The sequence below is a fragment of the Pseudomonas sp. Marseille-Q1929 genome (assembly GCF_017316265.1).
Lineage (GTDB): Bacteria > Pseudomonadota > Gammaproteobacteria > Pseudomonadales > Pseudomonadaceae > Aquipseudomonas.
Window position 1 is genome coordinate 138,117 of record NZ_JAFLWU010000001.1, and the last position, 21,515, is coordinate 159,631.

The 21,515-nt window shown below is 61.1% G+C and carries 20 protein-coding genes; 10 read left to right on the forward strand and 10 right to left on the reverse strand.

The window, feature by feature from the left end:
* Positions 1-127: 127 nt before the first annotated feature.
* From J1G37_RS00630 to J1G37_RS00645, 4 genes are all read left to right on the forward strand, one after another.
* A complete protein-coding gene (locus tag J1G37_RS00630) occupies positions 128-2,719 on the forward strand; it encodes a glycosyltransferase (RefSeq protein WP_207039816.1) in 2,592 nt (863 codons plus the stop codon).
* Positions 2,720-2,973: 254 nt separating this feature from the next.
* A complete protein-coding gene (gene dapE / locus J1G37_RS00635; protein WP_207039817.1) occupies positions 2,974-4,125 on the forward strand; it encodes a succinyl-diaminopimelate desuccinylase in 1,152 nt (383 codons plus the stop codon).
* Positions 4,125-4,934 (forward strand): putative RNA methyltransferase, encoded by an 810-nt coding sequence (locus J1G37_RS00640; RefSeq protein WP_207039818.1) that lies wholly within the window; start codon positions 4,125-4,127, stop codon positions 4,932-4,934. The genes dapE and J1G37_RS00640 overlap by 1 nt, the downstream gene beginning before the upstream one ends.
* Before the next feature lie 48 nt (positions 4,935-4,982).
* Positions 4,983-5,360, forward strand: coding sequence for a hypothetical protein (locus tag J1G37_RS00645; protein WP_124526044.1), 378 nt, complete (start codon positions 4,983-4,985; stop codon positions 5,358-5,360).
* 132 nt (positions 5,361-5,492) lie between these two features.
* On the opposite strand, the gene J1G37_RS00650 is transcribed toward J1G37_RS00645, so the two are convergent.
* Positions 5,493-5,702, reverse strand: a complete 210-nt coding sequence (locus J1G37_RS00650; protein ID WP_017738302.1) for a cold-shock protein — start codon at positions 5,700-5,702, stop codon at positions 5,493-5,495.
* Positions 5,703-5,883: 181 nt separating this feature from the next.
* Here J1G37_RS00650 and plsB point away from each other — a divergent pair, with 181 nt between their 5' ends.
* The 3 genes from plsB to J1G37_RS00665 are packed head-to-tail and all read left to right on the forward strand — an operon-like array spanning position 5,884 to position 9,559.
* Positions 5,884-8,394 (forward strand): glycerol-3-phosphate 1-O-acyltransferase PlsB, encoded by a 2,511-nt coding sequence (gene plsB / locus J1G37_RS00655; RefSeq protein ID WP_207039819.1) that lies wholly within the window; start codon positions 5,884-5,886, stop codon positions 8,392-8,394.
* Positions 8,395-8,445: 51 nt separating this feature from the next.
* A complete protein-coding gene (locus J1G37_RS00660) occupies positions 8,446-8,847 on the forward strand; it encodes a YbaY family lipoprotein (RefSeq protein WP_207039820.1) in 402 nt (133 codons plus the stop codon).
* Positions 8,848-8,869: 22 nt separating this feature from the next.
* Complete coding sequence (locus tag J1G37_RS00665) at positions 8,870-9,559, forward strand: DUF4197 domain-containing protein (protein WP_017738305.1); 690 nt, start codon at positions 8,870-8,872, stop codon at positions 9,557-9,559.
* Between the two features lie 80 nt (positions 9,560-9,639).
* On the opposite strand, the gene J1G37_RS00670 is transcribed toward J1G37_RS00665, so the two are convergent.
* The 5 genes from J1G37_RS00670 to J1G37_RS00690 all read right to left on the reverse strand — a co-directional run bounded on the left by J1G37_RS00670 (position 9,640) and on the right by J1G37_RS00690 (position 13,421).
* Positions 9,640-9,843 (reverse strand): hypothetical protein, encoded by a 204-nt coding sequence (locus J1G37_RS00670; RefSeq protein WP_207039821.1) that lies wholly within the window; start codon positions 9,841-9,843, stop codon positions 9,640-9,642.
* A gap of 170 nt (positions 9,844-10,013) precedes the next feature.
* Positions 10,014-10,607, reverse strand: coding sequence for a threonine transporter RhtB (locus J1G37_RS00675; protein WP_207039822.1), 594 nt, complete (start codon positions 10,605-10,607; stop codon positions 10,014-10,016).
* A gap of 48 nt (positions 10,608-10,655) precedes the next feature.
* Complete coding sequence (locus J1G37_RS00680; protein ID WP_207039823.1) at positions 10,656-11,273, reverse strand: LysE family translocator; 618 nt, start codon at positions 11,271-11,273, stop codon at positions 10,656-10,658.
* 33 nt (positions 11,274-11,306) lie between these two features.
* The gene (locus J1G37_RS00685; RefSeq protein ID WP_242551369.1) at positions 11,307-12,623 is read right to left on the reverse strand and encodes a serine hydroxymethyltransferase; all 1,317 of its coding nucleotides are present in this window, start codon (positions 12,621-12,623) and stop codon (positions 11,307-11,309) included.
* A gap of 33 nt (positions 12,624-12,656) precedes the next feature.
* The gene (locus J1G37_RS00690; RefSeq protein WP_207039825.1) at positions 12,657-13,421 is read right to left on the reverse strand and encodes an ArpA protein; all 765 of its coding nucleotides are present in this window, start codon (positions 13,419-13,421) and stop codon (positions 12,657-12,659) included.
* A 166-nt stretch (positions 13,422-13,587) separates the two neighbouring features.
* Between J1G37_RS00690 and J1G37_RS00695 the strand changes: the two genes are divergently transcribed.
* Positions 13,588-14,043 (forward strand): Lrp/AsnC family transcriptional regulator, encoded by a 456-nt coding sequence (locus J1G37_RS00695; RefSeq protein WP_207039826.1) that lies wholly within the window; start codon positions 13,588-13,590, stop codon positions 14,041-14,043.
* Between the two features lie 117 nt (positions 14,044-14,160).
* Here the strand turns inward: J1G37_RS00695 and J1G37_RS00700 are convergent, their stop codons facing one another.
* Both J1G37_RS00700 and J1G37_RS00705 read right to left on the reverse strand, forming a co-directional pair.
* A complete protein-coding gene (locus J1G37_RS00700) occupies positions 14,161-17,226 on the reverse strand; it encodes an efflux RND transporter permease subunit (protein WP_207039827.1) in 3,066 nt (1,021 codons plus the stop codon).
* A 6-nt stretch (positions 17,227-17,232) separates the two neighbouring features.
* On the reverse strand, positions 17,233-18,333 hold the full coding sequence (locus J1G37_RS00705) for an efflux RND transporter periplasmic adaptor subunit (RefSeq protein ID WP_207039828.1): 1,101 nt from the start codon (positions 18,331-18,333) through the stop codon (positions 17,233-17,235).
* A 93-nt stretch (positions 18,334-18,426) separates the two neighbouring features.
* Between J1G37_RS00705 and J1G37_RS00710 the strand changes: the two genes are divergently transcribed.
* The gene (locus J1G37_RS00710; protein ID WP_207039829.1) at positions 18,427-19,062 is read left to right on the forward strand and encodes a TetR/AcrR family transcriptional regulator; all 636 of its coding nucleotides are present in this window, start codon (positions 18,427-18,429) and stop codon (positions 19,060-19,062) included.
* A gap of 122 nt (positions 19,063-19,184) precedes the next feature.
* Here the strand turns inward: J1G37_RS00710 and J1G37_RS00715 are convergent, their stop codons facing one another.
* A complete protein-coding gene (locus J1G37_RS00715; protein ID WP_207039830.1) occupies positions 19,185-19,967 on the reverse strand; it encodes a class I SAM-dependent methyltransferase in 783 nt (260 codons plus the stop codon).
* 96 nt (positions 19,968-20,063) lie between these two features.
* Between J1G37_RS00715 and J1G37_RS00720 the strand changes: the two genes are divergently transcribed.
* Positions 20,064-20,684, forward strand: coding sequence for an energy transducer TonB (locus J1G37_RS00720; protein WP_207039831.1), 621 nt, complete (start codon positions 20,064-20,066; stop codon positions 20,682-20,684).
* A 1-nt stretch (position 20,685) separates the two neighbouring features.
* On the opposite strand, the gene J1G37_RS00725 is transcribed toward J1G37_RS00720, so the two are convergent.
* On the reverse strand, positions 20,686-21,513 hold the full coding sequence (locus J1G37_RS00725) for an isocitrate lyase/phosphoenolpyruvate mutase family protein (RefSeq protein WP_207039832.1): 828 nt from the start codon (positions 21,511-21,513) through the stop codon (positions 20,686-20,688).
* Positions 21,514-21,515: the final 2 nt, after the last annotated feature.

Here is a 21,515-nt window from a genome sequence, read left to right on the forward strand (position 1 = left end):
TCGCTGACTAACGTCCGGCTTTTCTCTGCTTGCTGTACGCTCAGGGAAGCGCCGGTGTAGGATGCGCGCCGTTCGGCGCAGGCCGACACCTCTTTTCGTTCCACACCCTTTGGAACCCGAAATAGCCATGGCATCGCGTAAATTTGGACTCAACCTGGTGATCGTGCTGGCAATCGCCGCACTGTTCACCGGCTTCTGGGCGCTGATCAACCGCCCGGTCACCACCCCCAACTGGCCTGAACAGATCTCCGGTTTCTCCTACTCGCCGTTCCAGCAAGGCCAGTACCCGCAGAAGAACCAGTTCCCGACCGACGACCAGATGCGCCAGGACCTGGCGATCATGAGCAAGCTGACGGACAACATCCGTACCTACTCGGTCGACGGCACCCTGGGCGACATCCCCAAGCTGGCCGAAGAGTTCGGCCTGCGCGTGACCCTGGGGATCTGGATCAGCCCGGACCTGGAACGCAACGAGCGGGAAATCCAGCGCGCCATCGAAATCGCCAACAATTCGCGCAGTGTGGTGCGGGTTGTGGTGGGTAACGAAGCGGTATTCCGTAAGGACATCACCCCGGAAGCGCTGATCGTACTGCTGGATCGAGTGCGCGCCGCCGTCAAAGTGCCGGTCACCACATCCGAGCAATGGGACATCTGGGAAAAGAACCCGCAACTGGCCAAGCACGTCGACCTGATCGCCGCGCACATCCTGCCGTTCTGGGAATACATTCCGATGGACAAGGCCGGCCAGTACGTACTCGACCGCGCCAAGGATCTGAAGAAACTGTTCCCGAAAAAGCCGCTGCTGCTGTCGGAGGTTGGCTGGCCGAGCAACGGCCGCATGCGCGGTGGCAATGAAACGTCTCCGGCCGACCAGGCGATTTACCTACGCACACTGGTGAATAAACTCAATCGTCAGGGCTACAACTACTTCGTGATCGAGGCCTTCGATCAGCCGTGGAAAGTCAGCGATGAAGGCTCGGCCGGTGCCTACTGGGGCGTATTCAACGGCGCACGCCAGCAGAAATTCAACTTTGAAGGGCCCGTGGTCGCGATCCCGCAATGGCGCGTACTCGCCATCGGTTCGGTGGTGCTCGCCCTGCTGTCGCTGACCCTGCTGATGATCGACGGCTCGGCCCTGCGCCAGCGTGGCCGCACCTTCCTGACCTTTATTGCGTTCCTTTGCGGTTCGGTGCTGGTGTGGATCGGTTACGACTACAGCCAGCAATACAGCACCTGGTTCAGTGTCACCGTGGGCATTCTGTTGGCGCTCGGCGCCCTCGGCGTGTTTATCGTGTTGCTGACCGAAGCCCACGAACTGGCCGAAGCGGTGTGGACTCACAAGCGTCGGCGTGAATTCCTGCCGGTTGAAGGGGACTCGGACTACCGTCCGAAGGTGTCGATCCACGTGCCGTGCTACAACGAGCCACCGGAGATGGTCAAACAGACCCTCGACGCCCTGGCCGCCCTCGATTACCCGGACTACGAAGTCCTGATCATCGACAACAACACCAAAGACCCCGCGGTCTGGGAACCGGTGCGCGACTACTGCGAAACCCTCGGCCCGCGCTTCAAGTTCTTCCACGTCGCGCCCCTGGCCGGTTTCAAGGGTGGCGCGCTGAACTACCTGCTCCCGCACACCGCCAAGGATGCCGAAGTGATCGCGGTGATCGACTCGGACTACTGCGTGTCGCCTAACTGGCTCAAGCACATGGTGCCGCACTTCGCCGACCCGAAAATCGCCGTGGTGCAGTCGCCGCAGGACTACCGCGACCAGAACGAAAGCACCTTCAAGAAGCTCTGCTACGCGGAATACAAAGGTTTCTTCCATATCGGCATGGTCACCCGCAACGACCGTGACGCGATCATCCAGCACGGCACCATGACCATGACCCGTCGTTCGGTGCTCGAAGAACTCGGCTGGGCCGACTGGTGCATCTGTGAAGACGCCGAACTGGGCCTACGCGTGTTCGAGAAAGGTCTGTCGGCGGCGTATTACCACGACAGTTACGGCAAGGGCCTGATGCCGGACACCTTTATCGACTTCAAGAAACAGCGTTTCCGCTGGGCCTACGGTGCGATCCAGATCATCAAGCGTCACACCGCCAGCCTGTTGCGCGGCAAGGACACCGAGCTGACCCGTGGCCAGCGCTACCACTTCCTCGCGGGCTGGTTGCCGTGGGTGGCGGACGGCATGAACATCTTCTTCACCGTCGGCGCGCTGTTGTGGTCGGCGGCGATGATCATCGTGCCGACACGGGTCGACCCGCCGCTGCTGATTTTCGCGATCCCGCCATTGGCGTTGTTCGTGTTCAAAGTGGGCAAGATCGTCTTCCTGTACCGTCGCGCCGTGGGCGTGAACCTCAAGGACGCGTTCTGCGCGGCCCTGGCGGGCCTGGCGTTGTCCCACACCATCGCCAAGGCGGTGTTGTATGGCTTCTTCACCAGCAGTATTCCGTTCTTTCGCACACCGAAAAACGCGGATAACCACGGCTTCTGGGTCGCGATTTCCGAAGCTCGCGAAGAAATGTTCATCATGTTGCTGTTGTGGGGCGCCGCGCTGGGGATCTACCTGGTGCAGGGCCTGCCGAGCAATGACATTCGCTTCTGGGTGGTGATGCTGCTCGTGCAATCGCTGCCGTATGTGGCGGCGCTGATCATGGCGTTCCTGTCTTCGCTGCCGAAACCTTCGGTAGCCGCGGAGCCCGCACCTGCTGCGTAAAAACTTGCGCAATGCACTAAACGGCGGCCTCTGGCCGCCGTTTTGCTATAAGATAACGGCCGTTTTGCAAGACTTGGCCCTGCCTTTGCTCTCTGTGGGAGCTGGCTTGCCTGCGATGCAGACGCCGTGGTCTGGCTGGCACACCGCGGCGATGCTATCGCAGGCAAGCCAGCTCCCACAGGGGCTCTGCGTCGCCCCGAGCTCTGTATTCCACATACGTCCTGCGCCCATTACACGCTTCCCGGAGTTTTCCCATGACGGCCCATGCCGACCTTTCGCCGACCCTTCAACTTGCCATCGACCTGATCCGTCGCCCCTCGGTGACGCCGATCGACGCCGATTGCCAGAAGCTGATGATGCAGCGCCTGGGCGACGCCGGTTTTGCGCTTGAGCCGATGCGCATCGAGGACGTGGACAATTTCTGGGCCACCCACGGCAAGCACGAAGGTCCGGTGCTGTGCTTCGCCGGCCACACCGACGTGGTCCCCACCGGCCCGGTGCAGGCCTGGCAGAACGACCCGTTCGACGCGTTGATCGACGACAACGGCATGCTTTGCGGGCGTGGCGCGGCGGACATGAAAGGCAGCCTGGCCGCCATGCTGGTGGCGGCCGAGCGTTTCGTCGCCGACTACCCCGACCACAAGGGCTCGGTGGCCTTCCTGATCACCAGCGATGAAGAAGGCCCGGCGCACCACGGCACCAAGGCCGTGATCGAACGCCTGGCCGCGCGCAAGGAGCGCCTGGACTGGTGCATCGTCGGCGAACCGTCGAGCACCACGCTGGTGGGCGATGTGGTCAAGAACGGCCGTCGTGGCTCCCTCGGCGCCACCCTGACCGTGCGCGGCGTGCAAGGCCACGTGGCCTACCCGCACCTGGCGAAGAACCCAATCCACCTGGCCGCACCGGCCCTGGCCGAACTGGCTGCCGAGCATTGGGACGACGGCAACACCTTTTTCCCGCCGACCAGCTTCCAGATCTCCAACCTGAACTCCGGCACCGGCGCCACCAACGTGATTCCCGGTGACCTGACGGCGGTGTTCAACTTCCGCTTCTCCACCGAGTCCACCGTCGAAGGCCTGCAACAGCGCGTCGCGGCGATCCTCGACAAGCACGGCCTGGACTGGCACGTGGAGTGGGCACTGTCGGGCCTGCCGTTTCTCACCGAACCGGGCGCGTTGCTGGATGCGGTCTCGGCCAGCATCAAGGCGATCACCGGGCGTGAAACCAAGGCGTCCACCAGCGGCGGTACCTCGGATGGGCGTTTCATCGCCACCCTCGGCACCCAGGTGGTTGAGCTGGGCCCGGTCAATGCGACGATCCACCAGGTCAACGAACGCATTCTGGCCAGCGACCTCGATGTGCTGACCGAAATCTACTACCAGACCCTGATCAAGTTGCTCGCCTGATGCTCGCTTGCCCCATTTGCAGCGCCCCGCTCAACGCGGTGGACAATGGCGTCGCGTGCCCCGCCGGGCACCGTTTCGACCGCGCGCGCCAGGGTTACCTGAACCTGTTGCCGGTGCAGCACAAAAACAGCCGCGACCCGGGCGACAACCTGGCGATGGTCGAGGCGCGCCGCGACTTTCTCAACGCCGGGCACTACGCCCCGGTGGCCAAGCGCCTGGCCGAACTGGCCGCCGAACGTGCCCCGGCGCGTTGGGTGGACATCGGTTGTGGCGAGGGTTACTACACCGCGCAAATCGCCGACGCCCTGCCCGAGGCGGACGGCTACGCGCTGGACATCTCCAAGGAAGCCGTCAAGCGTGCGTGCAAGCGCAACCCGGCGCTGACCTGGTTGATCGCCAGCATGGCCCGCGTGCCGTTGGCCTCAGGCAGCTGCCAGTTTCTCGCCAGCGTGTTCAGCCCCTTGGATTGGGAAGAGGCCAAGCGCCTGCTCAGCCCTGGCGGCGGCTTGATGAAAGTCGGCCCGACCAGCGGCCACCTGATGGAACTGCGCGAACGCCTGTACGACGAAGTGCGCGAGTACACCGACGACAAGCACCTGGCCCTGGTGCCGGACGGCATGAGTTTGGCGCACAGTGAAACCCTGGCGTTCACCCTGAGCCTGGCCGAGCCCAAAGACCGCGCCAACCTGCTGGCCATGACCCCCCACGGCTGGCGCGCCAGCGCCGAGCGGCGCAGCGAAGTGATCGAGGCGGCCGAGCCGCTGTCTGTCACCGTGTCGATGCGCTACGACTATTTCGTGCTTCAATAACCGACTTTTCCGCGAATGGATTTTCGAATCCCGCAACGAGGAACATCCATGCGCCAACCCGATATCGAGATTTACCTGAAGGACGCCGACGTCGACTACAAAGCCGTCGCCGCTTGGCTGGGCGCCGCCCTGGGCCCGTGCACCGACTGGGTCCAGAAAGGCCAGACCTACAAGTGCAAGGCCGGCAACGTGCCCGTCACCTGGCTGCCCAAGGCTGTAGGCAAATGGAACAGCCTGTACCTGGAAAGCGACCAGACCCCGTGGGACGACGACATCGCCTGCGCCCGCGCCGCGTTTGCTGCGCTGAACGTCGAAGTGCGCTGCGCGCCGGGGACTTGGGTGGAAGAGGAAGGTGAAGAAAGCGCCGATCGCTGGATGCGCATCAGCGCGGATGGTGAAGAAGAAATCACCTGGAAAACTGCATAACCCCTGAATTGTGAACCCAATCAACTGTGGGAGCGGGCTTGCTCGCGAAGACGGTGGATCAGTCAACATCTAGTGTGACTGACACACCGTCTTCGCGAGCAAGCCCGCTCCCACATGGGTTCAGCGGTGGTCTTAGAGACCCACCACATCCTCCGCCTGCAACCCCTTCTCGCCGGTCACCACGGCGTATTCCACCTGCTGGCCTTCGGCCAATGAGCGGTGGCCGTCACCGCGAATGGCGCGGTAGTGCACAAACACATCCTTGCCATCATCGCGCTGAATAAACCCATAACCCTTTGCATCGTTGAACCACTTCACATTGCCGGTTTCGCGCGTTGCCATCTGTTTAACTCCCACATGCTTTTTATTGTTGGGTCGCTCGCATTGAACTGCCGAGTATAAGACAGGCTCCAAAACGATCAACTCAAGTTTACATCGCTGCTTTTTTGCCGATTTTCGGCGAATACGGCACACTACCCGCCCGAGCGCCTGCTCGGTTTTTCCCACTTGAAGCAGCACGCCTATGACCCGCTCCCCGTTCCGCCGTCTGGTGTTTGGCACCTTGCGCCGGCTGTTGTACCTCTGGGTTCGCTCGGAGACGATCAACCAGTCGTCCCTTACCCTCAACCTGGACCGCAGCCGGCCGGTGTTCTACGTCCTGCAATCGCCCTCCCTCACCGAATTGGCCGTGGTCGATGCCGAGTGCACCAAGGCGGGCCTGCCGCGCCCGGTACTGCCGGTAGCGGTGGGACCGCTGATGGAGCCTGCGGCGTTCTTCTACCTCACGCCCGAGCCGGACTGGCTTGGCCGCCAGGACAAGCGCGGCGCGCCGCCAACCCTGACCCGCCTGGTCAACACCCTCACCGAACACGCCGAAGAGAATGCACAAATCATTCCGGTCAGCGTGTTCTGGGGGCAGTCGCCCGAGAGCGAGTCCAGCCCGTGGAAGCTGCTGTTTGCCGACAGTTGGGCGGTCACCGGGCGCCTGCGGCGTTTGCTGAGCATCCTGATCCTCGGTCGCAAGACCCGTGTGCAATTCTCCGCGCCTATCAACTTGCGTGAATTGATCGAGCACAATAAAGGTCACGAACGCACGGTGCGCATGGCCCAACGGATCCTGCGGGTGCACTTTCGCAACCTGAAGACCGCCGTGATCGGCCCCGACCTGTCCCACCGGCGCAACCTGGTCAAAGGCCTGGTCAACATGCCGCTGGTACGCCAGGCCATCCTGGACGAGGCCGAACGCGAAAAAATCAGCCCGGAAAAAGCCAAGGCCCAGGCCCTGCGCTATGGCAACGAGATCGCCTCGGACTACACCTACACCGCGATCCGCTTCCTCGAAGTGGTGCTGAGCTGGTTCTGGAACAAGATCTACGACGGCATCAAGGTCAATAACATCGAAGGTGTGCAAAAGGTTGCCCAGGGCTACGAGGTGATCTACGTTCCGTGCCACCGCAGCCATATCGATTACCTGTTGCTCTCCTACCTGCTGTTCAAGAACGGCCTGACCCCGCCGCACATCGCTGCGGGCATCAACCTGAACATGCCGGTGATCGGCAGCCTGCTGCGCCGAGGCGGTGCGTTTTTCATGCGCCGCACGTTCAAGGGCAACCCGCTGTACACCTCGGTGTTCAACGAATACCTGCACACCTTGTTCACCAAAGGCTTCCCGGTGGAGTACTTCGTCGAGGGCGGGCGCTCGCGCACCGGGCGCATGCTGCAACCGAAGACCGGCATGCTGGCGATTACCCTGCGCAGCTTCCTGCGTTCCTCGCGCATGCCCATCGTGTTCGTACCCGTGTACATCGGCTACGAGCGCGTGCTCGAAGGCCGTACCTACCTCGGCGAACTGCGCGGCGCGAGCAAGAAGAAAGAATCGATCTTCGATATTTTCAAAGTGGTCGGCGCGCTCAAGCAGCGTTTTGGCCAAGTCGCGGTCAACTTCGGCGAGCCGATCAAGCTGGCCGAGTTCCTCGACAGTGAACAACCGGACTGGCGCAGCCAGGAACTGGGCCCGAACTACAAGCCGGCCTGGCTCAACGAAACCACGAACCGTCTTGGCGAACAGGTGGCCCGCCACTTGAACGAAGCCGCCGCGGTGAACCCGGTGAACCTGGTGGCCCTGGCGCTGCTGTCCACGACGCGCCTGGCCCTGGACGAACAGGCCATGGCACGCCAACTGGACCTGTACCTGGCGCTGTTGCGCCGCGTGCCCTACTCGCCCCACACCACCGTGCCCGAAGGTGATGGGCTGGCACTGATAAAACACGTCAAGGACATGGACCTGCTGTCGGAACAGAGCGACGCCCTCGGCAAGATTCTGTACCTGGACGAGCAGAACGCTGTCCTGATGACCTACTACCGCAACAACGTATTGCACATCTTCGCGTTGCCGGCGTTGCTGGCGAGTTTCTTCCAGAGCAGCTCGCGCATGAGCCGCGAACAGATCCTGCGCTACACCCACGCGCTGTACCCGTACCTGCAATCAGAGCTGTTTATCCGCTGGTCGTTGGAGGAGCTGGACACCGTGGTCGATCAATGGCTGGACGCCTTTGTCGAACAGGGCCTGCTGCGCTTCGAAAACAATGTGTTCCTGCGCCCGGCGCCCAGCTCGCGGCACTTTGTGTTGCTGACGCTGCTGTCCAAGAGCATCGCCCAAACCCTGCAACGCTTCTACATGGCGATCTCGCTGCTGCTCAACAGCGGCCAGAACAGCATCAGCGCCGAAGAACTGGAAGATCTGTGCACAGTGATGGCTCAGCGCCTGTCGATCCTGCACGGCCTCAACGCCCCGGAGTTCTTCGACAAGAGCCTTTTCCGACATTTTATCCAGACGTTGCTGGAGCAAGATGTGCTGCGCCGCGATGAAGCCGGTAAGTTGAGCTACCACGACCTGCTCGGCGAACTGGCCGAAGGCGCAGCCAAGCGCGTGTTGCCGGCGGAGATTCGCCTGTCGATCCGCCAGGTGGCGCTGCACCGCGTGGATGACACTCCGGTCGAATCCGAGCCTCTCAATTCCGAAGAAAACCGCTAAATTGAATAAGGCGCCGGGCTGTTTCCGGCGCCGCTGACAAGGAGCTGCACCATGAAAAAGATCATCCTCCTGGGCCTCACCGCCCTGCTCGGAGCCTGCCAATCCATGACGCCCGCACCAGAGGCCAGCCTCGATGGCGAAGTGTTCTACCTGCAACGCATCGCCCTGCCGCCGACCGCCACCTTGAGCGTCAGCCTGCAAGACGTGTCCCTGGCCGACGCACCGGCGGTGACCCTCGCCGAACAGAAAGGCCCGGTCAAAGGCCAGGTGCCGCTGCCGTTTCACCTGAACTACGACCCGGCCCAGGTCAAGCCCGGTCACAGCTACTCGGTCAGCGCTCGCATCGAAGTGGATGGCAAGCTAATGTTTATCACCACCGAACGGCACGCTGTGCAACTCAACGGCCAGGATCCACAACCGTTGCGCCTGCGCGTCGATGCTGTGGCCCACTGAACTCGATCAAAAGGAAGCGCCCATGCTCCGTAACTCCCTTCGCTTTACTGCCCTGTGTGCCGGCCTGCTGCTGGGGGCCAACGCCATGGCGCTGGACCTCTCCAGCCTGTCCCAAGGCGACGCTTCCGGCGGCCTCAAGGACGCCCTGACCCAAGGCGCGCAGATCGCTGTGAAACAGCTTGGGGTGCCGGGTGGTTTCAGCAACAACCCCGAAGTGAAGATCGGCCTGCCGGGCAAGTTGGGCAAAGTGGCCGACAAGCTGAAGATGTTCGGCATGGGTGACCAGGTCACGCAACTGGAAACCAGCATGAACAAGGCCGCTGAATCCGCCGTGACCCAGGCCCAGCCGATCCTGGTGAATGCCGTGAAAAACATGAGCGTGACCGATGCCAAGGGCATCCTCAGTGGCGGCCAGGACTCGGCCACCCAGTACCTGAACAAAAGCAGTCGCGAACAGATTCGCGCCAAGTTCCTGCCGATCGTCAAGGCCGCCACCGACAAGGTTGGCGTGGCCCAGCAGTACAACGCCCTGGCCGGCAAGGCCGCAGCCTTTGGCGCGGTGGATGCCAAGAGCGCCAACGTCGAGAACTATGTGACCGAACAGGCGCTGGATGGGTTGTTCAAGATGATTGCGCAGCAGGAAGAGACCATTCGCAAGAACCCGGCGGCGGCGGCCACCAGTTTGGCGAAGAAGGTGTTTGGCGCGCTGTAACAGCACACTGCATGTCACCGAGCCGGGAAAATCCTTGCCGGTGAAAACGCCCTGATCGACTCAGGGCGTTTTGGTTTTAGCTACCAGGTAATGGAACTGCTGCGTGCGGATGCCGACGCGGCCGCACTGCTGCTACTGGTACTGCTGTTTTGGTTGTTGTTATCGTTGTGAATATGGATATTCACATCGGGTTGACGATTGCCGTTGAACTGACCGAAGCCATTCCCCATCCCCATCGCCGCGCCCATTATTTGCAGCGGTAGAACTAATAACGGTAGCAACATACGCACTCCTTAAGCATCACCGTAGAAACGTTCCTGCGCGTTTGACCGCAAGAATAGTTACCTGCTTAACAGGTAACTCTATGTGGCACTTGCGGCGCAGCAGTTCCCCGTCAGCCAAAACAAACGTTCCAGCGGCCCGAATTCCGTTTGTATGGAAATGTAAACCAGCGTCAATGGATGACCGAATCAGCCAGTCGCCCCATCATGATCGTGGCAAAAAAACAGATGGCTACGGACGTTGCGCGATTGATTCTGAGCGGTGTCAGCCAGGCTTTCTGAACCCCTTCGAAACGACTGCCCAGCACAATCCACGCCGCCCCCACCGGAACCACCACCAGTGCCAGCGTGGTCATGAATCCGGCATAACCGGGCAACGTGGCAAATGCGCTGGCCGGTGCAATGAACGACGCGATCAACAAGCCCTTGGGGTTCATGACCGTCAGCCAGAAAAAATACAGCCCGGAGAAACGATCGCGGGTCGGGCCGTCCGTGCTGTTCTTGTGCTGCCACAAATTGTAGGCAAGTCGCAGCAGATAGCAGACTGCAGCCAACTGCGCGACCTTCACCGTCCACGGTGACCAGGCCGACAGATAGAACAACGCCACGCCCCAGACAGACACCTGAAGCAAATAAGCCAGGCATTCGATAAAAGCCATGCGCCATGAAGCCCAGAAGCCAAAAAGCACCCCTGCACGCATTAACAAGGTGTTGGTCGGCCCAGGCACGACCAGTAACAATACCAGTGCAGAAACGGTCCCAAACATGAAGATTATCCTCGGGCGAAATGATCAAACGCCTTTGCACCGATAGCGCTATTGCGCCAGCGTCAACGACCAGGCAACCGTCGCTACCATCAAAATCGCGAAGCTTACGTTAAGTCGCCGGCTCCAGGTCGGATGGATGAACAACGTGCGCATCCGGCTGCCGGCAAACAACCACAGAAAGTCGAACACCACACACACCAACAGGCAGATCAACGCCTTTGTACCCTGCTCCCACGCAGGCGCCGTCCCTAAGGTGAAACTGCCCAACAAGGCCGCAAATGCCGCATACGCCTTGATATTCGCAACACCCAGCACAAACCCGGCGCCCCAACCCGGTGTGACGGCGGACGGCACCTCCTCGATCGGCGGCGCAGTGCCAATGCGGTAGGCCAGCCAAAAGATATAAGCGATGGAGATGACCGTCAGCGCTGTCGCCAGCATCGGAAAACGCTGCAGTACCACATACAGGCCCGTAGCGACCAAGGTCATGGCGATCACCAGTCCTAGCGTGATCCCGACAAAAAAACGCGTCGAACGCCGCATGCCATAGGCCGCCCCGCTTGCCGCCAATGCCAGCGTGGCGGGGCCTGGGCTGGCGAGCAAAGCGATGGCGGCGAGAGCGAAAGCCAGTACGGCTTGGTAAATGGGCAGCAGGGTATCGGGCATACAACGCTCCTTCGCGTCAGCGCGCGTGACGACTTAGCGGGGCAGTCCATTTTCGTGGCAGTAATAGACCGTTCGATGGTTCTTCATAAAGTCGATCACACCATTGGCAACGGCCATCGGGTCCGCCTTGTGTAGCAATACCTTGGCAATCTGCTCGGCAATCCACGCCATCTCTGACTCTTTCATGCCCAGCCGGGTGACCTCGACGGTCCCCAGTCGAATGCCCGTTTCCTTGTAGGGATCTGTGTCCCAAGGCAATGGCATTTCATTGGCGATGAGATTGGCGGCCTCCAGGCGCTGCACCGCATCGCGCCCGCTGGCGAAGGGTTTCGAGTCGATTACGATCTGGTGCGTCCTTGTGTAACCCTGGTCCCGATAAAACGCGGTGACGCCTCTGCGGTCCAGGTGGGTGGCCAGCGTCTGGGCATTGCTCACCACCTGCTGCATATAAGCCTGCCCGTACTCCAGCATCTCGGTGGCCGCCACGGCGAGTGCCGCGACCCGGTTGATCTGATGGCTACCGGTCAGGGTGGGGAAAATGGCCTCGTGCACTGCGGGGGTCAACGCCTCGTCGTTCCACACGATCACACCGCCCTGGGGGCCACTGAAGGTCTTGCCGGAAGAGCCCGTCATCAAATCCGCCCCTTCCGCTAGCGGGTCCTGAAACATCCCGGCGCTGATCAATCCCAGTTGGTGAGCGGCGTCGAAATACACCTTCCCACCCCATGGCGCAACGATGCCCTTGATATCGGCCACCGGCAAAGGGAAGAGGGTCAAGGTCATGCCCAGCCCAATCACCGCAGGCTTCAAGTCACGCGCAATTTCGCTGAAACGCGTGAGGTCAATGTCTGCGGTCTTGTGCACGAAGGGAATGTCCCACACCTTAAGCCCACGGACACCGGGAGGCCCATTGGTGCGGTTACTGGTATCGCCCCCCCGGATCACCGGCACCGTCATGACATTGTCTTCGGGCCGGGCCAGCGCCGTGTACGCGGCGAGCACTGCCGCCATTCCGCCCATCAGACGGTGATCGGCGTGCCGGGCGCGCAGAGTGGTTTTCAACAGTTCCACGCAGAGCGATTCCAGTTCGTCGATATTTTTCATCCCCGAGAAAAAACGGTTGTCCCGCCCGATATGCCCACCCGATGCACGCGTGCCGACCTCACTGGACAGCAACGCGCGCACCGATGGGCTGGTGGGTGACTCGGCGGCCACGAGATTGATGCACTGCTGCCCGCGCCATTGTTCATTGCGAGCGACAGCCGCCCTGACCAAGTCGGCCATGGCGGCGTGTGATTGCGCTTGTTTCAGCAAGGCACTGGCGCGCTGGAGACATTGAATGTCATGCATGATCATCATCCCGTGGGTTTCGACAGATGCGCTTCAGGTCACGCTCTTGGCTGCTTCGACGTGCTGGTCTTCCCACCAGCGATCATTGCCGTGCAGCTTCTGTTCGTCGTCTTTTTTAGCGGCATACGTCATGTTGAGGATGATCCGCGTTGCATCTTCGTTTAGCGGGATGGTGCGGTGCAGGGTGGTGTCGGTGCGCAGGAAGTAAATATCCCCCGTCACGAAGCCGTATGTCGCAATCGGGTTGCTGCACAGCAGCTCATGAATTCTCGGGTTGGACTTATCCCATGAGGTATGGGGTACGCATTGCAACATCCCGCCCTTGGCGATCGGGGGTGTTTCAATAATCCAGATCAGTGCAAAGCTGTAATCCCCCCAGTGCCAACCGTGGGTATCGCCTTTGCGCTCCTGCTTGGTGATCAAGTATTCCTCATCCTTGGAAACAGACGCGATAAGTTGAGTTCCCGCGATCTGGGACAAGGTATCCAGCAGTCCTTTGGACTTGGACAGCGTGTTGATCAGCGGGCTGTTTTCAGCAATGAACTCGCTGCGCACTACACTCATGTAGCGTGGCGTATTGTCGGTGGTTGCCAGGTGCAAGTCGCGACGTTCAAGCTGGCGGTCGATCAGGCTGTTGACCTCACGCGTTATCTTTTCGCGCAGGTCGTCGTCGACAATATTTCGCACTTTTATAAACCCGTTGCGGGCAAACTCATGACGCTGTGCAAATACGCCTTTCTCAGGAAAGTTAGTATCGTGATGGTATTGCAGGCGAGCCTCATCAAGTACGTAGTTCATTTCAATCCCTCGATAAATAGATCAAGTTGAAAGAGCGACACAGTACTGCCTACGACTGCTGGCAAAAACAATAGGCAGCGGCTTTCAAAAAAGCCATTGTTTTTTTATGGATTCGTGGTATGTAAGATTTTCATGCTGTTTCATCAATGTTCGTAAGGTCCATCTAATGAAAAAGCTTACAAAGAGCGATCACAAATTAGACCCGATTGATCGCGCCCTGATTACTGCCCTGCACCAAAACGCCCGCGCATCCATTCGCGCACTGAGCCGTCAGGTCGGGCTGTCAGCGCCAGGCTGCAGCGAGCGTCTCAAGCGTTTGGAGGTTGCGGGAGTCATAAGCGGCTTCAGCGTCGAGCTGGATGCCCAGGCGCTTGGCTTTGCACTGCAGGCGCTGGTGAGGGTTAAACCGTTGGCGGGGAACTTTCAAGCGGTGGAACAATTACTCGCACAAATGACGGAGTGTATTGTGTGTTACAAAATCACCGGAGAGGACAGCTTTGTGTGCCACCTGTATACAAACTCCGTCCCTCATCTGGACCACACACTGCAACGCATTACCCCCTTGGCTGACACCAACACTTCAATTATAAAAACTGTAGAAAAGAAACTTCCCACACTCTAATTAAACCTGTGGGAGACACACTGACTGTCGCAACAGTCATTAGGTGTCGGGTATTTCCCACTGCTCTCTTAGTTACCGGGCGCCTGCACAGTTACACACGCCCTTCCCTATTAAATACTATTGAGCGTTTTGCTTGACGCGAAACCATGCCGCATAAAGTGCCGGCAGGAACAATAGGGTCAACGCCGTCGCCACAATCAACCCGCCCATGATCGCCACGGCCATCGGCCCGAAGAACACGCTGCGCGACAGCGGGATCATCGCCAACACGGCAGCGAGAGCCGTGAGCACAATCGGACGAAAGCGTCGGACGGTGGCTTCGATAATCGCCTGCCACGGCGCCAGGCCCGCCTTGATGTCCTGTTCGATCTGGTCCACCAGGATCACCGAGTTGCGCATGATCATCCCCGACAAGGCGATGGTGCCGAGCATGGCCACAAAGCCGAAGGGCTGGCGGAATACCAGCAGGAACAACGTCACGCCGATCAGGCCCAGCGGCGCCGTCAGAAACACCATCGCCGTGCGTGAGAAGCTGCGCAGTTGCAGCATCAGCAAGGTCAGCACCACCACGATGAACAACGGCACGCCGGCTTTCACCGAGTTCTGCCCACGGGCGGAGTCTTCGACCGTGCCGCCGACGTCCAGCAGGTAGCCATCCGGCAACTCGGCGCGCACGCCTTCCAGGGTCGGCAGGATTTGCTGGACGAGGGTCGCCGGTTGTTCCTTGCCGTAGATATCGGCGCGCACGGTCACCGTTGGCAGGCGGTTGCGGTGCCAGATGATGCCTTCTTCGAAGCCGTACTCCAGAGTGGCGATCTGCGACAACGCCACGCTTTTGCCGTTGTCGGTAGGCACCGCCAGGCTTGGCAGCAACGACAGCTCGGTGCGTTCATGCACGGTGCCGCGCAGGAGGATTTCGATCAACTCGTTGTCCTCCCGGTACTGGCTGACGCTGGAACCGGTGAGCGAGCTTTGCAGGAACTTCGACAGGTTGGCGGTGCTGACGCCAAGGGCACGCGCACGGTCCTGGTCGATATTGAGGTAGACGATCTTGCTCGGTTCTTCCCAGTCCAGATGCACGTTGACCACGTGGGTGTTTTCGCGAACCTTGGCCGCCACTTTCCGCGCCAGGGCGCGGACTTCTTCGATGTGCTCGCCCGTTACACGGAACTGCACCGGATACCCCACGGGCGGGCCGTTTTCCAGGCGCGTGACCCGCGAGCGCAGCGCCGGGAACTGTTCGTTGAGGGTTTCGATCAGCCACGTGCGCAGGCTTTCGCGCTCTTCGATGGTTTTGGCCAACACCACGAACTGCGCAAAACTCGCAGCGGGTAATTGCTGGTCCAACGGCAGATAGAAGCGCGGCGAGCCGGTGCCAACATACGCCACGTAGTTATCGATGCCAGCGTGTTCCTTGAGCAGCGCTTCCAGGCGTTTGACCTGATCGGCGGTGTTGCTCAGGGAAGTACCTTCGGCCAGTTTCAGGTCGACCATCAGCTCCAGGCGACCGGAGGCAGGGAAGAACTGTTGCGGCACAAAACGAAACAGCGCCACCGAGCCGATAAACAGCAGCAAGGTCAGGACGATCACGGTTTTGCGCCGGCGCACGCACCATTCCACCAAACGCCTGACACGCTGGTAGAAGGGTGTGCCGTAGGGATCAGGCCCGTCAGTACCGTGCTTGGCCGCGTGAATCTTCGCCAGGTCCGGCAGGAGTTTTTCCCCCAGGTACGGCACGAACACCACCGCGGCGACCCACGAGGCCAGCAGGGCGATGGTCACCACCTGGAAGATCGAGCGGGTGTATTCGCCGGTACTCGATTGCGCGGTGGCAATCGGCAGGAAGCCGGCGGCGGTGATCAGCGTGCCGGTGAGCATCGGGAACGCGGTGCTGGTCCAGGCGAAACTCGCGGCCTTCAGCCGGTCGTAGCCCTGTTCCATTTTGATCGCCATCATTTCCACAGCGATAATCGCGTCGTCCACCAGCAAGCCCAGGGCCAGTACCAGCGCGCCCAGGGAGATCTTGTGCAGGCCAATGCCGAGGTAATACATGCTGGCAAAGGTCATTGCCAGCACCAGCGGAATCGCCAGGGCCACCACCATGCCGGTGCGCACACCAAGGGAGAAAAAGCTCACCAGCAACACGATGGCCAAGGCTTCGGCCAGGACCTGGACGAATTCGCCGACGCTGGTTTTCACCGCAGCCGGTTGGTCCGACACCTTGCGCAGTTCCATACCTGCCGGAAGATTCTTCTGCAGGCGTGCGAACTCGCCTTCCAGGGCCTTGCCCAGCACCAGGATGTCGCCACCGTCGCGCATGGCCACGGCCAGGCCGATGGCGTCCGCGCCCATGTAGCGCATGCGCGGTGCCGGTGGGTCGTTGAAGCCTCGGTGGATGTCCGCCACGTCGCCGATGCGGAAGGTGCGGTCACCGACGCGGATCGGGAAGTTGCGAATCTCGTCCACCGTCTTGAAGTTGCCCGACACCCGCAGCTGCACGCGCTCGCTCGGGGTTTCGAAGAAGCCGGCAGTGGAGACCGCGTTCTGCTCCTGCAAGGCCTGTTGTACGGCGGCCAATGGCAAGCCGAGGGTGGCCAGCTTGAGGTTGGACAGTTCGATCCAGATCTTCTCGTCCTGTAGGCCAAGCAACTCGACCTTGCCCACATCCGGCACCCGCTGCAGTTGAATCTGGATGCGGTCGGCGTAGTCCTTGAGCACGGCGTAGTCGAAACCGTCGCCGGTCAGGGCGTAGATATTGCCAAAGGTGGTGCCGAATTCATCGTTGAAAAACGGCCCCTGGATATCCGGTGGCAAGGTCTGGCGGATGTCGCTGATCTTCTTGCGCACCTGGTACCACAGCTCGGGGATCTGCGCCGAGTGCATGGAGTCGCGGGCCATGAAGGTGACCTGGGATTCGCCAGGGCGCGAGAAGGACACGATGCGCTCGTACTCGCCGGTCTCCATCAGCTTTTTCTCGATGCGCTCGGTGACCTGGCGCGAGACTTCCTGGGCCGTGGCGCCTGGCCAGTTGGTCTTGATCACCATGGCCTTGAAGGTGAACGGCGGGTCTTCGCTTTGTCCCAGCTTGGTGTAGGACAGGGTGCCGACCACCGCCAGTAGGATCATCAGGAACAGTACGATCTGGCGATTACGCAGCGCCCATTCGGAAAGATTGAAACCCATCGGGGACTACTCCTTGGCCGCCAGATTCACCACCCGATTGGAGCGATCCACCGGGCGCACTTGCTGGCCCTCATGGAGCACATGCACACCCGCTGCGACCACCCAGTCCGTGGGGCTCAAACCTTCGAGCACCGGCACGCTTTTCTCGCCGAAGGCGCCGATGCGTACCGGCGTGCGTTTAAGGGTGTTGTCCGCCTGTACACGCCATACGTAGGAATCGCCATTTTCTGCACTGAGGGCAGACAGCGGCACCGACAAGGGAATCACGCCATCGGCTTGTATGAAAACACGGGCACTTTGCCCCAATTCAGCGGGAACCTTGCCACCGGAGAATGCTACACGAGCGGCAAAGGTGCGTGATTTTGGATCAGCGGCTGGCGACAGCTCACGAATACGCCCGGCAAAACGCTGGTCGGGCTGGCTCCACAACTCAACGGACACCGGCTGGCCGATCTTGAACCGACCGAAACCTTGCTCCGGCAGGCTGATCAACACTTCGCGCTCGCCATCGGTGGCCAGGGTGAACACCGTCTGGCCGGCAGACACCACTTGCCCGACTTCCACCGCACGCTTGGCGACGACGCCGTCCTGCGGTGCGCGCAACGTGGCATAACCGGCCTGGTTGCTCGACACGTCGAACTCGGCCTTGATCTGCTTGAGGCGTGCTTCACCGGATCGGTAGAGGTTTTCCGAATTGTCGTACTGCGAACGGCTGACCATCTGACGGTCCATCAGGGTCTTGTAGCGGTCACGCTCGGCACGCACCAGGCTCAGGTTGGCCTCGGCGGCGGCCACTTGGGCGCGGGTGGCTTCCAGTTGCAGGCGCACGTCTTGCGGGTCCAGCTCGGCCAGCGGCTGGTTGGCCTTGACCCGCTCGCCCTCCTCCACCAGGCGCTTGCTGACTTTGCCGCCAATGCGAAAGGCCAGGTCCGGCTCATAGCGCGCACGCACTTCGCCGGGGTAGCTGTCACTCGCCTGCGCCGACGGCTGCGGTTGCACCACCATGGCCGGGCGGATAACGCTCTGGGGCGCTTCCTCGTGACCGCAGGCGGCCAGCAGGAAAGCCAAACTGACAGGCAACGCAAGGGGCAGGAAAGTGCTGCGCATGCTGAAGGACCTTTCGCAAATGGAGCTAGGAATAATTATACTGGCCGGTATGTTATTAATACCAAACTCGCCAGTCCAGTATTAAAGGTGGAAATGTCCGACAATCCTATCAACACCAATAGCCCCGGGCGTCCCAAGGACATGGCAAAACGCCAGGCTATCCTCGAAGCGGCGAAAATCCTGTTTTTGAGCAATGGTTACGCCAGTACCAGCATGGACGCGGTGGCACTGGAAGCCGGCGTGTCGAAGCTGACCGTCTACAGCCACTTCACCGACAAAGAGACCTTGTTCACCGCCGCCGTGGTGGCCACGTGCGAGGAACAACTGCCGGTGATGTACTTCGAGCTGCCCGCAGGCATGCCTGTGGAGACGGTGTTGCTGAATATCGCGCGGGGGTTCCATCGGCTGATCAACAGCGAGGAATCGGTAAACCTGCATCGCCTGATGATGACCACGGGCAATCAGGACGTGAAACTCTCCCAGATCTTCTTCGAAGCCGGGCCGATGCGCATGTTGCTGGGCATGGAACGCCTGTTGAGCAAGATCGACCAGAGCGGTGCGCTGAGCATCGACAAGCCGTTTACGGCGGCCGAGCACTTCTTTTGCCTGCTCAAGGGCACGGCGAATTTTTGCTTGCTGTATGGCTGTGGCGGGCAGTTGAGCGAGGAAGCCGCCGAGGCGCATGTGCGGGATGTGGTGGGGTTGTTTATGCGCGCTTATCGGGCCTGAGGCCTTGTGTTGTCTGGGCTGGCGCTATCGCAGGCAAGCCAGCTCCCACACTTGAACGTATTCACACATCAAAATGTGGGAGCTGGCTTGCCTGCGATGAGGCCCTAAAGGCCAATAAAGATTCAGCCCTTGAGCGCCTTCTTCGGATAAATATCATACCGGCTGGACTTGCCATCCAACGCATGGCTGGGCTTTGGCCCCTCAATGCACGGCGCCTTGCGCGGCCGCTTCACCACCACCCGGTGGCTGGCCAGGGCCAACGCCGCGGCGAGCAAGGCTGGGGCATCCGGGTCATCGCCCACCAACGGCCGGAACAGGCGCATTTCCTTCTTCACCAGGGCGGTTTTCTCACGGTGCGGGAACATCGGATCGAGGTAGATCACCTGCGGCGGCTCGCCTTCCCAGTTGCGCATCACCTCGATGGAATTGCCCTTGAGCAGCTTCATGCGCGCCACAATCGGCGCCACTTCAAAATCATCCGCACCGCGTGCCAGGCCGTCTTCGAGCAAGGCGCCGATCAGCGGCTGGCGCTCGATCAGGCTCATGTCGCAGCCCAGGCTGGCCAACACGAACGCATCCTTGCCCAGCCCCGCCGTCGCGTCCAGCACCCGTGGCCGCACGCCTTGGGCGATGCCCACGGCCTTGGCAATCATCTGCCCGCTGCCGCCGCCGTATAAACGTCGGTGCGCGGCGCCGCCCTCGACGAAGTCCACCCGCACGGCCCCTGGCGCGTCAGGCCCGAGCTGTTGCAGCTGTAGGCCTTGCTCGCCGACTTGCAGGGAAAAATCCGCATCCGCCAGTTGCAAAGGCAGGTCAAGCCGGGCCGCCCATTGTTCGGCCAGGGCCTGGAAACCCTCGGCCAAGGCCTCGACCCGGATGCGGCTGGCCGCTGGTTGTTCGCTCATCAATCGCTACGCTCAAAAATATTAAGGATCGGCAAACAACGGCCGATAAAACCAACAGTCAGGTATTTTGCCAGAGCTGAGCGTCGACCGAGAAAAATGTCAGACATTCTTCCCCAAACCATCGGTGTACTGCCGACCCACAACCACTACGGCCTGCGCAATACCCAAGCGCTGGCCGGGGTGAGTCATGTGTGGCAGGACTTCTTCGCCCGGGCGTTGGCCGAGCAGCTCGGCGGCACGCCGGACGCGCTCGCCGCCCAGGCGCCGGCACCGCTGGACCCGGAAGTTGAACCGCGCGCTGGCGCCGACCTGCTATCACAGATCCTCACCCAGCGTGAGTGCGACGTGAAAGACACCGAGATCGCCCCGCCTGAGCCGCTGTTCCTGCCGATCGCCGAGTTCGAGACCGAACTGCTGCCACCGGCGGCCACCCCTTTCCCGGACGACGAAATCGTCGCCCAACAGCGCCAGCAGAATTTCGACAGCGGCTGGGTCCGCCCCATCGTACTCACTGCCGGCCAACCATTGCCGGAGCCCGGCCCGGCCCCCGAACCGCGCCCGCTGCACCTGCCCATCGCCGAGTTCGAACTGGACCTGCTGCCACCGGCCGCCACGCCGTACCCGGACGAAGAGCTGGTGGAGCAACAGAAGGCCCTGGACTTCGACTACTACTGGGCCCGCCCGCTGGTCACGCAGAACCTGCGCCTGGCCGCCTGACTCAGCCCTTGAAGAACGCGTTGGCCTGGCTGAACGGCATCTTGCGTTCGGTGAAGGTAAATGTGCCCAACTCATACACCTCCTGCGCCGCCCGATAGAACTCGCCATACGCCGCCAAGGCCAGGGCCGAGCCGACGCTGATACGCCGCACGCCCATCTCGTTCAACTGCGCGACGCTCAAGTTCAGACCGCCGGACATCAACACATTCACCGGCTTGGGCGCGACGGCCTTGACCACCGCCAGCACTTCCTCGGCACTGCGCAGGGCCGGCGCGTAGAGCACGTCGGCGCCGGCTTCGGCGTAGGCTTGCAGGCGGCGGATGGTGTCAGGCAAATCCAGGCGGCCATGCAGGAGGTTTTCTGCGCGGGCGGTCAGGGTAAAGGGGAATGGCAGGCTGCGGGCAGCGGCAACGGCGGCTTCCACGCGCCCCACGGACAGGTCAAAGGGATAGATCGGGTCAACCGCGATGCCCGTGGCATCTTCAATGGAGCCACCGACGATACCGCTGGCCGCCGCGCGCAGGATGGTCTGGGCGCAGCCTTCGGGGGTGTCGCTGAAGCCGTTTTCCAGGTCCGCCGCCACCGGCAACGGCGTCGCCTGCACGATGGCGCTGGCATTGCTCAAGGTGTCGTCCAGGGACAACGCGCCTTCCGCATCCGGCCGTCCGAGGCTGAATGCATAGCCGGCACTGGTGGTGGCCAGGGCTTCAAAGCCGAGGCTGGCGAGCATGATCGCGGAGCCGGCATCCCACGGGTTGGGCATCACAAAGGCACGATCACGCTCATGCAAGGCCTTGAAGGTTTCGGCGCGAAGGGTTTGGGCATCCATGT